Source organism: Acinetobacter calcoaceticus, assembly GCF_016508255.1.
GTDB classification, from domain to species: domain Bacteria; phylum Pseudomonadota; class Gammaproteobacteria; order Pseudomonadales; family Moraxellaceae; genus Acinetobacter; species Acinetobacter calcoaceticus_E.
In genome coordinates this window covers 81796-97324 of record NZ_JADVKT010000007.1, presented here as the reverse complement: position 1 = coordinate 97324, position 15529 = coordinate 81796, and the positions used below count along the sequence as shown (strand labels likewise).

Annotated in this window: 14 protein-coding genes; 3 read left to right on the top strand and 11 right to left on the bottom strand. The window is 39.3% G+C overall.

The annotated features are described in order from the left end of the window. The first annotated feature begins 121 nt into the window (after positions 1 to 121). A complete protein-coding gene (locus tag I5515_RS13995) occupies positions 122 to 589 on the top strand; it encodes an Lrp/AsnC ligand binding domain-containing protein (protein WP_174735429.1) in 468 nt (155 codons plus the stop codon). A 41-nt stretch (positions 590 to 630) separates the two neighbouring features. Here I5515_RS13995 and I5515_RS13990 read toward each other — a convergent pair whose 3' ends face one another. Continuing rightward, on the bottom strand, positions 631 to 1776 hold the full coding sequence (locus I5515_RS13990) for a DUF1624 domain-containing protein (RefSeq protein ID WP_199967911.1): 1146 nt from the start codon (positions 1774 to 1776) through the stop codon (positions 631 to 633). Positions 1777 to 1850: 74 nt separating this feature from the next. On the opposite strand from I5515_RS13990, the gene I5515_RS13985 reads away from it, so the two are divergent. After that, positions 1851 to 3941 (top strand): TonB-dependent siderophore receptor, encoded by a 2091-nt coding sequence (locus tag I5515_RS13985; RefSeq protein ID WP_199967910.1) that lies wholly within the window; start codon positions 1851 to 1853, stop codon positions 3939 to 3941. A gap of 44 nt (positions 3942 to 3985) precedes the next feature. Here I5515_RS13985 and I5515_RS13980 read toward each other — a convergent pair whose 3' ends face one another. The 7 genes from I5515_RS13980 to I5515_RS13950 form a co-directional block, all read right to left on the bottom strand. After that, a complete protein-coding gene (locus I5515_RS13980; RefSeq protein WP_199967909.1) occupies positions 3986 to 4366 on the bottom strand; it encodes a nuclear transport factor 2 family protein in 381 nt (126 codons plus the stop codon). Between the two features lie 28 nt (positions 4367 to 4394). Beyond that, complete coding sequence (locus I5515_RS13975; RefSeq protein WP_199967908.1) at positions 4395 to 4775, bottom strand: ribonuclease E inhibitor RraB; 381 nt, start codon at positions 4773 to 4775, stop codon at positions 4395 to 4397. Positions 4776 to 4902: 127 nt separating this feature from the next. Further along, positions 4903 to 5568, bottom strand: coding sequence for an RluA family pseudouridine synthase (locus I5515_RS13970; RefSeq protein WP_199968040.1), 666 nt, complete (start codon positions 5566 to 5568; stop codon positions 4903 to 4905). A gap of 111 nt (positions 5569 to 5679) precedes the next feature. Next, positions 5680 to 6381: a DUF1003 domain-containing protein gene (locus I5515_RS13965; RefSeq protein ID WP_199967902.1), complete on the bottom strand. Its 702-nt coding sequence runs from the start codon at positions 6379 to 6381 to the stop codon at positions 5680 to 5682. Positions 6382 to 6461: 80 nt separating this feature from the next. Further along, positions 6462 to 6965, bottom strand: coding sequence for a DUF2867 domain-containing protein (locus I5515_RS13960; RefSeq protein ID WP_199967900.1), 504 nt, complete (start codon positions 6963 to 6965; stop codon positions 6462 to 6464). A gap of 484 nt (positions 6966 to 7449) precedes the next feature. Further along, positions 7450 to 8646, bottom strand: a complete 1197-nt coding sequence (locus I5515_RS13955) for an MFS transporter (protein WP_199967898.1) — start codon at positions 8644 to 8646, stop codon at positions 7450 to 7452. 198 nt (positions 8647 to 8844) lie between these two features. Then, the gene (locus I5515_RS13950; RefSeq protein WP_199967896.1) at positions 8845 to 9429 is read right to left on the bottom strand and encodes a TetR/AcrR family transcriptional regulator; all 585 of its coding nucleotides are present in this window, start codon (positions 9427 to 9429) and stop codon (positions 8845 to 8847) included. 313 nt (positions 9430 to 9742) lie between these two features. On the opposite strand from I5515_RS13950, the gene I5515_RS13945 reads away from it, so the two are divergent. Then, complete coding sequence (locus tag I5515_RS13945; protein WP_199967894.1) at positions 9743 to 10444, top strand: SDR family NAD(P)-dependent oxidoreductase; 702 nt, start codon at positions 9743 to 9745, stop codon at positions 10442 to 10444. A 48-nt stretch (positions 10445 to 10492) separates the two neighbouring features. Here the strand turns inward: I5515_RS13945 and I5515_RS13940 are convergent, their stop codons facing one another. The 3 genes from I5515_RS13940 to I5515_RS13930 are packed head-to-tail and all read right to left on the bottom strand — an operon-like array spanning position 10493 to position 15306. Then, on the bottom strand, positions 10493 to 11380 hold the full coding sequence (locus tag I5515_RS13940) for a hypothetical protein (RefSeq protein ID WP_199967890.1): 888 nt from the start codon (positions 11378 to 11380) through the stop codon (positions 10493 to 10495). Between the two features lie 25 nt (positions 11381 to 11405). Continuing rightward, on the bottom strand, positions 11406 to 12500 hold the full coding sequence (locus tag I5515_RS13935; RefSeq protein ID WP_199967889.1) for a DUF2515 family protein: 1095 nt from the start codon (positions 12498 to 12500) through the stop codon (positions 11406 to 11408). Beyond that, complete coding sequence (locus I5515_RS13930) at positions 12493 to 15306, bottom strand: type VI secretion system Vgr family protein (RefSeq protein ID WP_199967887.1); 2814 nt, start codon at positions 15304 to 15306, stop codon at positions 12493 to 12495. Before I5515_RS13930 ends, I5515_RS13935 begins: the two co-directional genes overlap by 8 nt. Positions 15307 to 15529: the final 223 nt, after the last annotated feature.

Below are 15529 nucleotides of genomic sequence, written 5' to 3'. Positions count from 1 at the left end.
CACACCAGTTTATTTAACTAGTATATTTCTGCATCAATAGTTTATTTCACTGTTTTTCAGGGTATAATCTAGGTAAATTAATGTTTTTCTCGCGAGAATTTAAAAAAAAGAGGAAATATCTATGCGCCCCTTAGATCGTATAGATCGCATGATTCTGGACATTTTGCAGCGTGAAGGACGAATTGCGATTAGTGAGTTGGCATCGAGAGTCAACCTGTCTACCACCCCCTGTTCAGAGCGTGTAAAACGCCTTGAACGCGATGGCATTATCATGGGTTATTACGCCCGTCTAAACCCAGCCCATGTAGACCGTAACCTGCTTGTCTTTTTAGAAATTAAGCTCTCTGCCAAATCAGGCGATGTATTTGATCAGGTGGCCAGAGACTTGGTCGAAATTCCTGAAGTATTGGAATGTCACCTCATTTCAGGTGAGTTTGACTACCTTGTAAAAGCCCGTTTAAAGGAAATGAGCGCATACCGCAGATTGTTGGGTGATCTATTAAAGAAACTCCCCGCTTCGGCATCTTCACATAGTTATGTGGTCATGGAAGAAGTCAAAGAAACCCTATATTTAGATGTGAGCAAGTAAAGCGAGTTCTCTCTAAACTCGCTTTACCCACATTTTGAAAATTAGAAATATTTTAAAATCGAAATATGTTTATTTTGATGTTTGAATTTTGAGAACCATTTAACCGCTGGATAAAGTGCAAAAGTCAGCACAATTGTGATTAACCACAGCATCCATACATGGTTAACCGATAAATAATTCCCGTAGTTGGCTCCCCACACACTTAGCGCAAACATATACATCAGTTTCAACACATATAAATGCAATAAATAAAAGAACATAGGCACCGAACCAAACACCACCAATGGTTTTAGAAACGAATAGTGCTGCACACGTTCAAAAGCAACGAGCACAATTAAGCCAATACCAACATTCAGCAAAATAAACAATAAAGACGGCGGATACTTGGTGAGGTTAAAAAAGCTCATGAGGCTCAGTTGTAATGACTCAAAATGTTGCCAAGGCTGGTCGCCATAGATATTGATAAAGCGTAGTAAAACAAATAACCCAATACTTGCTAAACCAAGACTGAATAAAGTGCGGCTTCTTTGCTTTGCTGTATATTTTGAACTAAAGAACTGACCTAAAACGTAGCCTAATAAAATCAGGCCAATCCACGGTAAAACTGGATAACTTGTGCGAAGCTTTATGCCCGCGAACTCAAGCCAGCCACGGTCATGTAAAACGAACCATATATTTTGTAAGACGCCTTGTGAAAAGTGCACCGAATCTAATAAGTTGTGCCCAAAAATAATAACCAAAGCTGCTCCAGCAAGGACAGGCAAAGGCAACCCCACACAACCGGCTAACACCACCATGCTAATACCAATCGCCCAAATCACCTGTAAGTAAATGACTTCGGGAGGAAAAGTTGCCGTCCATGCAAAATTCACAAGGGTGAGCTCTAGCACAATCAAAAATAAGCCGCGCTTTAATAAAAAAGCACGAGTTTGTTGTAAATCTTGTTTTTTTGAGTGAAATAAAAATGCAGAAATTCCAGTTAAAAGCACAAAAACTGGCGCGCAAATATGTGCCAATAACCGACTTCCAAATAAAGCTGGTTCTGTTAATGTTACGTCCATTGGATCTGTAACCTGCTTATGCAAATAGAAAGTTTCTCTTACATGGTCGAGTAACATAATCATGATGACTAAACCACGCAATGCATCAATCGACTGTAAACGTTCAATATTTTTTTCTAAAGACATAGCAGTAATCAACAAAATAATGTAACGTTATATTATTACATTAAACTTCTTTTGTCTTTTATGGCTGATAATTTATGCAACACAAATTAGGATTGTTGTCTTCACTAGGACTATCATTTATATCAACATTCATTTGGGCAGAAGAAACGTCAACGGTACTTGAGACCATACGCGTTCAGGCTGAAAGTACCCAAGAAAATGTGAGTCAAAATAGCTCAGCGACTAAGTTTTCTCACGATGTTTTAGATGTTCCTTTTAACCATGCTTTTGTTTCCAAGCAAATGATGGAACAACAAGACGTTCAGCGAATTGACGATGCATTAAACTTAGTAAGCGGGGTTTTTCATCAAAATAGTTTTGGTGGTGGCTTTTGGGATAATTACTCTTTCCGTGGTTTTAGTACCGACCCCAATTTAGGTGCCTCTATGATCCGTAATGGTTTGAGTGTAAACCGAGGGATCAGTGCTCCTAAAGATGTAGTCAATATTGAATCTTTAGAGTTTTTAAAAGGGCCAATGGCGGCTTTATATGGTCGTGGGGAAACAGGCGGTTTGCTCAACCTAAACAGTAAAAAACCACAATGGGAAAGCGGAAGTGAACTTAACCTACGTGCCAATAGCCAAGAACAATATCGAATTAGTCTGGAACACACCGCCCCTATTAACGATGAACTCGCTTATCGTGTAGCAGTCGCTCATGAAGATAATCAAAGCTTCCGTGATCATGTCAGCAGTGAACTCTGGTTCTTTTCACCACAGCTCACATGGAAAATTTCAGACCAAACGCAACTCGATTTTGACAGTGAATTTACAGAGCATAAAGGGACCTTTGACCGTGGTGTAAGCACAGTCAACCACCAGTTTGTGATGGACCCGAAAACCTTTACAGGTGAGCCTGACGATGGCGATTTGAAAATAAAAGATTACTTTTATCAATTACGTCTGAGTCACGAGTTTAACCCTGACTGGAAACTAAATAGTGCAGTCAGCTATAAAGACGCCAAAATGGTCGGCTTTGCAACCGAACCTCGTCGTATGCAAGCCGATGGCCGTACTTTAGAACGTCAACGTCGCTATCGTGATTATACGAGTGAAGATGTTCTGGCTCAGACAGAGTTACTTGGCAAGGTTGATACGTCGTGGGCTCGCCATGAAATTTTACTTTCAACCGAGCTTGGTCAACTTGACTATAAGCAAAATCAGCTTCGTCGCAATCACAGTTCAGGCATGCCTAACACAATTGATATTTACCAACCTGAATATGGCAAATATTTACCAAATTTAGCCCCGTTCACCAACACCAAAGAACAGCAGCGTTACTTTGCGCTTAATGTACAAGACCAGATCTTTTTTAATGATCAGTGGAGCGTGTTATTCGGCAACCGTTTTGATCAGGTCGAACAAGACTTTAAAAATCACCTGACTCAGACTGAAAGCAACCAGACGCTTCACCAGAATAGTCCACGTTTCGGAGTAAATTTTAAAGCCTCTGACCAATGGGCTTTTTATAGCAACTATGGTCGCTCATTTGCCATGAATAGTGGTATGAACCGAAATGGTCAGACTTTTGCTCCTGAAAAAGGTGAAAGCTATGAGATTGGTACTAAATATAAAATGAATGACCAAAGTGTGCTTAGTCTCGCTTTGTTTAAAATGAAAAAGCAGAATGTTCTAACAACCGATCCAATCGATAGTAACTTTCAAACCGCAGCAGGCGAAGTCAGCAGTAAAGGCGTTGAGTTTGACTTAAATAGTCAGATCAATGACCGATGGTTCGTCAATGCCAACTATAGTTACACCGATGCTCAAATTGAAAAAGACCAAGACTTGGCAAAAGGCGCACGTCTGAGCAATGTTCCAAAACACCAAGGTGCTGTGAGCACCAATTATGAATTTCTGCAAGAAGGCCCACGAAAAGCAGGTGTAGGTGCTAACCTGACCTATGGCGGTGAGCGCAGTGGTCATAACCTTGATAATGGCTTTAATTTACCAAGTTATACGCTGGTTAATTTAAATGGCTACTATGCCCCATCTGACCGATTACGTTATCAGCTCAATGTGAATAATCTGTTTGATAAAACCTATTATGTTTCAAGCTATAGCGATTTGTGGGTTCAACCAGGTGAACCACTCAACGCCTCAATTTCGGCACAGTGGAAATTCTGATTAATCCATAAATAAAAAAGCCCGAATCATTTTCGGGCTTTTCATTAAAACATACCATTTTCATTGACGAGTGGATCGGGCTGTATTTGACCCACATCCCAAAACTCAGCAATTTTTCCATTCTCGAAACGGCAAATATGAACCACAGCTAAGATGCTTAGCTTGTCATTCATTTGCATTTCAAGTTTAGAATGCACAGCAACTAAAGCACCATCTTCAATGACATGTTGAACGTCAAAAGCTTTGTTTGGCGTTTCAATCGCGCTTTCACGCATTCCTTCCTTCAAAGAAGTCGCATCACCTGCATAATAAGGGTTGTGATGCTTGAAGTTTGGAGCAGTATAATTGCTATAGGCTTCATCAACTTCGCCAGCAGCGGCAAGTTCTAAAAATCGTACTGCAATTTCTTTTTGAGATAAGATCATTTTAAAGCTCCCGTCCCAATGTTAGAGATTACTGCAAAATATCATCTTCTTCGCTATCTTCATCAAAGACATAGGCCATGCAACCCCATCCATCATATTCACCCTGAAATTTTTCAGCGATGCTGGAAAACCATTGCTCTAAGTCAACAATATCCGAATACTCTGGTTCCATGTTAACAAAGACAGTAATAACCCATTCATTTGGCTCAACAGAATCATCTTGAAAAAGTGAAACTTTTTGTTCTTGGTAAAGTAAATAGATCGCACATTGCTCTGCATTCTTTTGATCTTGAAAAGCAATAGAAAATTCAATTTCATGCAAGTCGGTTAAATCATCCCCGTCTTCAACCATTTGCCAAAGTACATTGCCATTGTCGTCATCTGGAAATTGTTCGTAGTCACGAGTCATAATATGATCCTTGTTGTTGTCGCCGTATTAATATTATTCGACATTAAGAATACCCGACTTTTATTGCAGTTTGGGTATATATTCCGTTCCCAATTGCATCAAATTAATTTTTTTAATTATATAAATTTTAAAAAGGGACCAGCGACTCAATCACCACATCCCTGCCATTTAATGGATGCTTGAAAGCCAAATAGGCTGCATGTAACGCCATTCGGTTTAAGTGAAATTGCTTAGGTTCAGGGTGATATAACTTATCCCCCATAATCGGATGTCCAATATGCATCATGTGAACACGTAGCTGATGCGAACGCCCTGTCACTGGCTCTAGTAATACACGGCTTTGATCTGTTTGAGCATCATAAACGAGAGGTTGAAATAAGGTTTTAGCATGTTTACCCAATTCAAAATGTACTATTTGTCTTGGCCGATTTTCCCAATCGGTAATTAAAGGAACTTCAACACTACCCTCTTCTGCAACTTGGCCTTGAACCAAAGCAATATAGTGCTTTTTGACCGTTCTAGCCTGAAACATTTTACTCACCGCAACTTCTGCATCACGATGCTTGGCAAACATAAGCAAACCCGAAGTCGCCATATCTAAACGATGAGTCACTTTGGCTAAAGGGAACTTTTCAAGCACCCGTAAATAAGCACTGTCATGATGCTCAGGCAACCGCCCCATAACCGACAATAAGCCCGCTGGCTTATCAACCACAATCAAGTCATCATCTTCAAATAAAATTGAAAGAGGGTCTTGTGGCGGAGAATAAACAAAGTTGTCGTTTAAAGGCATGGTCGTAGAAACAGCAATGGAGCATGGCGGCAGATCATAAAGAAATTTCCGATTTACCGCAAAATATTCTATACAGCTCATCATGTTCCACGTGAAACTCAGATTCAGTTTTTACCGTTTTTTATTCATTTCAGATAAAAGATCGAGCTGAATTTCTTGAATATGTGCAAGTCTTTCCCATTGATGTGATAAAAGATGATCCATTTTTTCATGTAAATGGCGAATCTCAAGCTCAGCTTTTAGATTAATTTGATAGTCATGTTGAGAACGTAAGCGATCTTTTGCCTCTTGACGATTTTGACTCATCATAATGACAGGTGCCTGAATTGCAGCTAAGCACGACAACACCAGATTAAGCAAAATAAAAGGATAAGGATCGACAGGATGCACTACCATCACTACGGTATTAAAAAGGATCCAAACCACTAAAAATAGCCCAAAACAAGTTAAAAAGACCCAACTTCCACCAAATGAAGCTATTTTATCTGCCAGTTTTTCCCCCAAAGTCCAATTTTGATCGAACTCTGTCTCTGTATTACGAGTAATCAGTTCATGCCGTTGCATACTGCCAATCACTTCATTCTCCAAAGTTGTTAACTCACCCTTTTCTGAACGCAATAGTGATTGCACATATTTAATACGGTAGACCGCCAAATCATTGCGACAAATAAAGGTTGAAAAAGACCACTCTGGATAATCTTTCAAGATTTCTTCACCAATTACATCTCGAATGACTTCACCAGAGACCAGATCTTTTAAGGGAAAATTTTTTCCACAAACGGTGCATTGGCGACACTGGTTTTTATTGTCCATATTATTCAGCCCATTATTATGATAATAAGATTAGTATATAAACGATTTCAACAGATAACATCGTAAATAAAAATAGTGCTCTAACCCAATATCTGTAAAGTGGCTGGTACTATTTTTCGGTGGGCAGGAATCACTGGCAACATATAAAGCCGACCAAGCCAATTTTTAATATGTACCACAGTGGTTATGGTCAATACTTGGGTCTTTTCATTCTTATAAACAGATAAAGTTACATTCAAATGCTTATCATCGTCTCCAATCACTAACTCATTTTCGGTACGTTGTCGCAAGGTAAAAATTCCAATTCGGTCGCCTATAACATACTCATTTTCTTTTTTATCCGAATCAATTTGCTTAAAACTTCCTAAGTCTTTAAGCCCAATCTTTGAAGTAATTTTATTACGCATATTCATGCTCCACTCTATCCAATGCGGAGTATGCTGGAACATTTTAATAAGCTGCTCAAATACATTCAGGTCGGGCTGACCCAGCACAATACTCCACGAGTCGTGGAAGTAGGCATTGTGCAATTGAGATGAGATTTGACTGTCAGGAGGTAGCGCAGAAAGATAAGGCTTATTCATGAATTATATTCTTGTAAAATATTGTTTTTATTATAGAGAATTTTTTAGGGTGTCAAGGGAAAACATCTATGGTTTACTTCAACAATCATAACTTTGTAAGTCATAACCTTGTGCCTATAAACTTTTGATCTATAGCGTCCTAAGCCGAATCGAGACCTTTTGGGTGAGTACACACTAACGTTATACGTTTTGGTGCATGCTACTCTTTTCGATCCCTATCACACCCTTGAGATATAGTTTAGCTAGCACCCTGCGGGATTGTTTTTCTAAGAACAGCTAATTTTAAATATTATTGGTAATTTTTACGCGATAAATCAAATTAAAAAGAATTTATTCCCATTTAAGAATAATTAGTTAAATTTAAATTCCAATTTATTTATATTTTACGGTTTATTTTTCCAATTCAATAACTGTTTTTAGCAACACTGCATCAGACTATAAAAAGATTTTGCCCTTCACTTTTATTCATGAAGGGCAAAATCTTTTATGAAGAGATAAAACTATGTTTACGGGCATGGTAAACGGTACATAACACAATAAAGGCAAAAGCCAGCATAAACCATGGAAAAGAAGCTGCCCCAAAACTTTCAAGCAGTCCCCCACCAATCATTCCACCGAATGCGATAGCGAGATTAAAAACTGTCACTAACATGGACTGAGCGACATCTGCCTCGTGACCCGCAGTATTTGCTAAAGCTGTTTGTAATAATGTTGGAGCGCCACCAAAGGTTATTCCCCATAACACTACACCCGTGAGCACGACAAAACTTGAAGAACTATAAACACCTAATAGTGCTGTTGCGATTGCAAAGATAAATAAACTTAAAAGCATTATTTTTCTTAATGAACGATCGATAAACATTCCCGTAATTACGATGCCTATAATCGAAGAAATACCAAATAAAAAAAGAATGGTCTCAACTTTGTATGCATGCCCTGTCGAGGCCAAAAAAGGTGAAATATAGGTATAAAGAATGCTATGAGCCAATATCCAAAGGAAGACGACTGCTAAAATAGCTCTAATACCCGGCATTAAAAGAACTTTAAAAATAGGCAACCTTTTTTGTGCTGACTGCCCCGCAAAATCAGGAACACTAAAACGAATCCAGACAAATAAAATCAATGCCAGTAAAGACATGATCCAAAATACGCCACGCCACTCAAACAACGTTCCCAACCATGCACCCAAAGGAACACCTATCGCCAAAGCAATTGGCTGACCAATCCCAGCAATTGTTAAAGCTCGTCCTTGATACGATGCTGGGACCATGCGTCTTACATAACCCGCTAAAAGCCCCCATATAACACCCGCTGCCATACCTGCAATAAAACGAACAATCAATGTCAGAATATAATCATTTGATAAGGCAGTAATCGCATTAAATAAAAGTAAACCTGCAATAGCACTGAGTAATAAAGGTCTCCGATTCCAACTACGGGTAAGACTAATCAGAGGTATTGCCGCTAAAACCGAACCTAAGGCATACACTGCTATCAACTGCCCTGCATAAGCTTCTGAAATATGTAGCCCTTGACTGATTTGGGGCAACAGACCTGCTGGCATGGTTTCTGTCATGATGGTCAGAAAGCCCGCAACTGTAAAAGCCAACAATTTCCAAATCGGTAAAGCAGAGAATTCGTCAGTTAACTGGTGAGTTGTTTCATCACACTTAATATTCATAAAGCTTTACTCTCAAATTCGCTTGCAGCGTACTTACTCTGCTCTGCATTGCTATATGCTTGTTTTATAAGGTTAGGATGGGAAGACATTTGTTCTCCATGTAAACTAAAAATTACCATTTAGGAATGATCGTTCCAATTCAAGTTAAATAAAAACCTTAACTATTCAGATCAACCATAGTTAAGGTTTAAATGAGTTTTATAAAACGGTTAAAGCAACCTCGACCACATCCATTAAAGCTTGCTTTCTTTGTTCAAGCGGACTGCCTTTCCCCAGAACACGTAAACCTTGAATAGTATTTACAAAAAAACTCGCTAATGCACGTGGGTTTTGGGTAGAAGCAATTTCACCAGATTGTTTAGCCTTAATGAACAAATTCTCTAAAGCATGCTGTATTTTTTGCAGGTTACTTATAACAAATTCGGCGACCTCTTCATCATGTCCAGCCAGTTCTAAACAGGCATTTGCGACCAAGCAGCCTTTGTGTTCTGGATCACTTAGCTCATCTTCAACAATATTGAGAAGTAATTGTCGAATGAGTGCTTTTGGAGAGCCTGAACCAGCCAACAACTCTACATTTTTAAGTGTGGTTAAAAGTTCATAGCGTTGTAATGCCTTTTGATAAAGCCCCTGCTTACTTTGAAAGGTACTGTAAAGGCTACTTCTAGATAGTCCCGTACCATCTACTAAATCTTGAACCGAAGTAGCAGCATATCCACGGCGCCAAAAAACCTGCATGGCTGCATCAGCAATTTCATCGGTTTCAAATTCTTTGGTTCGCATAAATATACCCAACAGGAACGATCGTTCCAATTAATTTATGATAGGAAGATTGAGAAGTCAAATTAAAAAGTTATTTCATCAATAAACATTTTTTTAACTTGAAAACCACCACTCTAGGTTTTTCATGAAGGCGAAATTTTAGTAACCGTTATTCTATCTACCATTCAAACCAAACTGACTGATTACTGTTTTTCATATTTTTGTCTTGTTCTTTCTGCATTATTTTTAGATTTAATTTTTTCGCTTGAATACATTATAAAAACATATTATAAACTATTTCTAACCAAATAATTGGTTTCTTTGGAACTTTATAATGAACAACAATATTATAATTTTTGGTTATGGAACAGGTATTTCCAAAGCCGTAGCACATAAATTTGGTAAAGAAGGCTATAAAATCGGTTTAGTGGCACGTAATGCTGAAAAACTCGAACAGGCCATTTTAGAACTTAAAACACAAGGTATTGAAGCTTACGCTTTTACATGTGATTTAGCCGTTCTTGAAAACATACCAAATCTTATTAAACATATTAAAGATCAATTAGGAGAGATTAAAAATATTCATTGGAATGCGTTCCATGATATCGAAGGCAATATATTAGAAACCCCTCCACTAGAGCTCACCAAAAGCTTTCATATTCGCGTTTCGAGCTATATTGCTACAGTACAAGCTTGCTTACGTGATTTAGAAAAGAATCACGGCAGTATTTTATCGACCAATGGAATTTTCGCATTCGATGCAGTGGGCATAGATTTGGTTGCCAAAGAATATTCATCTTTAGCCATTACCGCTGCCGCCCAATATAAAACCACTAACTTACTTGCTCATAGTCTCGCTGACTCAAATGTTTACGTGAGCCAAGTCATTGTTAACGGTTTCGTAGATGGAACACCGGGTACAGAAGATAAGAGCTACACGGTACATCCAAAAACCATTGCGGAGCAGTTCTGGTACCTACACCAACATAAACAAGAAACTGTTTCTCTTTGTGGAGAAGCCATTCAAGCTGCTTAAATCATTTCTTATGAGAGAAGGAGCATAATTTATTATGCTCCTAACAGTTTATTTTACATAAGGCCAAATGTCTGGGTCTATATAGCTCTCATCTATATGATAACCCTCTTTTTTCATATTATTTTCTTCAGTTTTACGTGCTTTCTTATTATTGGCAACTTCAGCTTCAAATGCTTGCTTTAACTGCTCTAAATTCATCTTATCTGAATCAGAGATAGCATTTCGACCTGCATATTTAAAGTTCTCAAAGCTATACCTCACCATATACTGTTCTTTTTTATCATCTTTATAGGTCTGTCGAAGACTAATACCCAACTCTACATCTCCATTATATAAGTTAAATACCAACCTATTTGTTTTCGAAAGAACATCCTGCCATTCTTTAAAACTTAAGATATAAGTTGGATCTATAACCTCACCCATGGTTTCATTCATATGCTTTAAATTATCTTGTTTATCAATTCGAGCACTAAAAGGTAAAAAATACTGTTTCCATTGTTTGTCATTAATCTGATGCACTAATTTAGTATAAGCAGTATAAGCCTCTTGGCTCGTGGTATATTCATTTGGATGTAAGCTAGCATTAATGTCCATGATTTGAATACCATCATTGCTTCGTCGAGCTACTTGTGTACCTAGCACACTGATCACATTTTCTATTTCTAAATTACTCTTTTCACTAAATATACGTACTCGACCTAGTTTTGGTGGAGTCCAATCTAATGATAAAAAATTCATCCCTGCAGGCTGACGATCAACTGGCGTAGTACTATTTTTACTAAAATCCTGCATGCCTTGTTCACCAAAATGAAGGGCTATTACATCTTGATTTTGGTTCATCGACTTATTTCCTTGGGTAGTGTTATTTGCGGGCTTACAAGAAGTTAAAAAGATGCATGTAATAATGCAGATAAATAAAGATAAATAGTTTTTCATGATAAGTTTCCAGCCTTGTCTAGCATCACACCTTCCCTTCATTACTACTTGAATGTATTTTAAAATCGGCTTTACTATTTCCCCATTTAGAAATGGTTTTCAATTCTTGTTGTAAAAATGGCCGACCTTTTTCATCAAGCATTAAACGGTGATATTTTTCAGCTGCTTTACCAATCCATTTCATACGACTATCATAATCTTCAGCAATCGTATCCTTGAGAGGAGCAATGTAAACATCCTCTTTTAACTCTACTAATTGATCAGCTTTACTACCTGTATAATTACCAAACCAATTCTTTTTTACCGCGTCTACACTATAATCACTTGATAGAACAAGTGTGGCATCTGGCATACCTATAAACCAACGTTGCATCCACGCGCCAAATTTAACTGATGTATTTTCCCAAACAACGACTTGAAGAATATTATGTTGTTCCTGTACTGCAATAGCCATCATATGATCGAATAGATTTTGACTCGCTTTTCTATATTTACTTTTCTCATCACTTCCATTCAAAAAAGCTTTCTCAATGGCAGGTAATAGAGTAAAAGCATCATTAATTTCTTTCGTCACATTTAAATTATTAATACTAGGTAAACACGATGACCATGGCAAATTCATTAATGCTGGTTTAACAAATTTGAATGTACTAGTATCTCGCGTACCTTTACAACTCTTAAAAGATTCTGAAGATGCACTCCACGCTAAATGCCAAGGGGCAATATCCATAAACAACCACAAATTACCACGAGCAAAAAGATTTATAGCCTCTTGCACACCGACATTATAGCCAAGCAGACTCCCCCAATGCTTGAATATAGTTGCAACAGTTTTTGAGGCAAAAGCTCCTAAGCCCATCCAATAATATCGTCCTAGAAGATTTTTATTCCCACCGAGCTCTATTTCTAAAAATATTTTGGCATATACTGAGGCGATTCTTCTTGCTCTTGCCTCATATCCTGGCTCAAGTTTATAGTTATTCGCTTTTTGTAAGTTAGATAATCTCTTGATCGCTTCTTGCTGATATATTTCCCAAAATGTTAAACAATCACAGTGAGCATCCTTACAACTATGTTCACTTATGTTTGTTTTACTGTTCCAATCTAAACTACTAGACATTTTTACTTCCTTGCGCTGGATCTACCCAAATTTCAGTCTCATCTACTGTTTCTAGATCCAACCATAACAAATCGAGTTTAAGCCCCTGTTCTTTAGGACTATGTATTTCTTTGGTTTGTCCTTTCTTATCTGAATTAGCAAAAATTTCTTTACCTTCAGAAGATATCTTGTAATCAACAAATGAAAGTGGTTCACCTGACGGCAAGAACATCTTGAATCTCTCATTATAGGTTTCATAAGCGGGTAACCCTTGAAGGTTCATACCTACCTCAGCGCCCCCCATAAACTTATGCTGCCCTGCCTTCACCTCAAACTTGCCGCCCGTAGTCATAAAAATACCAGAACCGGTAATTCTGACTTGAGAGCCGCCTGCGGTAAGTACAATTTCCTTGGCGGCGGTCGCTTCAATTTTGTCTTCGGTCGAAATCACCTGAACAGCTTTACGGGCAATTAAATCTGCTCCGTCACCTTGTGCTTGTATTTCGACTTTACCTTTGCCTGCATAGAGTCTCGCCCCTTCTTGCGCGGCAAAAAGGCTGATTTTGTTTTGGGCATGTGCGATCAGGTTCTTTTGGGTCGATAGGTTAATGCTGTCGCCCGCAGTTTGGTTGAGCTGCCCATCTGCACTTAAGTGAATGTCTTCGTTACTGCTCAGCGCGATGCTATTTGGGCTTGCCAGTAACATGATCGCCTCTTTAAAGGTTTTGGCTTTTGCGTTGTCTTGCTGCTCAAGTTTTTCAATAAACGATTTTAGGTTTTCTAAATTTTCTAACGGGTCAGTTTGCTGATTTTTGGCAACTTCACTGAGTGCCTTGGCATTGTTAAGGCCGCCTTCGATTTGTTGCTTGGCTTCATTTGCATCAAGGTGTACGCCTTGAGCTTGGTCTTGTTTGTGGGTACTAATAAGTAAGCCACTGCCAGCTCGTACCGCACCCCACTGGTCAGTTCTGAGTTCAAAACCTTCACCTCGGCCCTCGCTTTCCGCCTTGTCTTTTGGGTGGCTTAAGTTACCCAAGTTGAGCTGGCTGGCTGCATGACTACTTTGTAGCTGGGCACTGATTTGGCCTGTCGTGTCATCAAATCGAAGCTGGTTAAAGCCTTTGCCGTCGACTTCTTCTGAGCGAATGCCGCTAAGTTTTTTAGTATCAGGTAGCTGACCTTTTTGGTCGAACTGGGTTGGGTGACGTTCGGCTTCGTGAATACGTCCCACCACAAATGGGCGGTCAATGTTGCCGTCAAAGAAATCGATCACTACGATCTCACCCACGCGAGGCAAGAAGCGCGCACCATAACCGGCACCTGCCCATGGGGTTAGTACGTCCACCCAAGCCGAGTCAGTGTCATTGTCGTTACTGCCTGCTCCACCATCATGGCTATGGTCGTCGGCTCGGGTAAACAGGAAGCGGACTTTAATGCGTCCCCACTGGTCGACATGAATGCTTTCGCCTTCCAAGCCCACCACTTTAGCGCGCTGCGGGTAAGCTTCCGGACGGTGCTGTAGCGGATTATATTCTGGGACAGCTTTAATGTTGCGTCGAATGACATTGAGTTCAGCAAAGTGGCGCTGCTCAGGGTTTTGTGTGTCGAGTTCGGCTGCCTTGAGTTTGTTTTGTGGTAATAGGCGCTCAAGCTGCTGTTGTAATTCTTTCGGTAAATTATTCTGGTTATAGTAGTGCTTGCTTAAGATCAAGAACTCTTTATCGGCACTGTCATGCTGGTCGAGTTCTGGGTGGTCATTCAGCTCAAACCAGTAACCCACCTGCGCATCACGGACGTTACCTGAAACGGTAAATTGTTTTGAAGTCAGGTGATGGTAGGCATTAATGTTCTGATTGAACTGTTCAATCTGACTATTGCCTGAAGCGGTGGCTTGGTCTTCACCTTTTAAGTCCTGCATCCATGCAGGGCTAACATGCCATGCATCTTCAAGATTCAGACTGGCATTGTCATAGTGTTCGCTGTGTTTCTGCGTACCTTGTACGCTGCCACTGCCTTCTTCTTGTTGAAGGGCATCGGCTTGCCAGCGTTGCACATGAACCGACGTCGGCTGTAAGCTACGCTCTGCCTTGACTTGGGTAATGGTATCGAACTGTTCTGTCGCGCTGCTGCGTTGGTAGCGTAAGTTACGGCGTTCAAGGGCTTTATAATTTTGATTCTCGTCAATTAAACGTAAGACTTGCGGCTGGATAGAAACATTCGAGTCAGCGACTAAAAGTTGTGATTCATCGACTAACCAGTTAATGCCTTCGCTACGCCAAAGTCGAGTTAAAAAGTCATAATCGCTTTCATTAGACTGCATCACAAATGGACGCACATCATAGTCTTTGCTTAAACCAGATGTATCAAGGGTTAAGCTTGAAGCAAACAGCGGGCTTTTGCCTTGCCATTCTTTAAACAAAATTTCGCCAATATCGCGCACGCTTTTATTCATAAACACGCGGCTGTTGCGGCGTTTATGCCAGAGTGCAGTTGGGTCTTTTAAAGTTAAATTATAAATGGTGAGTGAGCCGTCACTTTGACCTTGGCTCGCTTCGGTAATAATACCCGTCGTTCTAAAAAATTGGCCTGCATCCGTCACCTGATCGATGGCAACCTGACAGCCAATAAATTGTTTTAATGCAATATGTGCGTTGGTCGACAGGCACAGCAATTCAGCAACGCTGCCTTGGTTGAGCGTATGTTCGCCTTCAATACGTTGCAAGAAGACTTGCTGATTTAAAGACTGATTTGAGAACTGGATATGAACAGCACGATTTTGTGAAACAAGGCCTAAACGTTCCAATATACTCGACACACTCATCTGCATTTTTATTATCAATCAAACTTATATTTAAGCCTTATTTTAATTAAATAAAGACTAATCTGTCTACCTATACTCATTTTCAAAATGTAACTAGTCTCAATATGCAGTTTTACGTTGTTTTCTTATTAAGCAGGTATATCAAAAGTAAAATCAGATCATTTTAGTACGTTGTAAATTACGTGTAGACGTTTAAATGATATAGCTGGGCGTAGTATAATTAATGCTT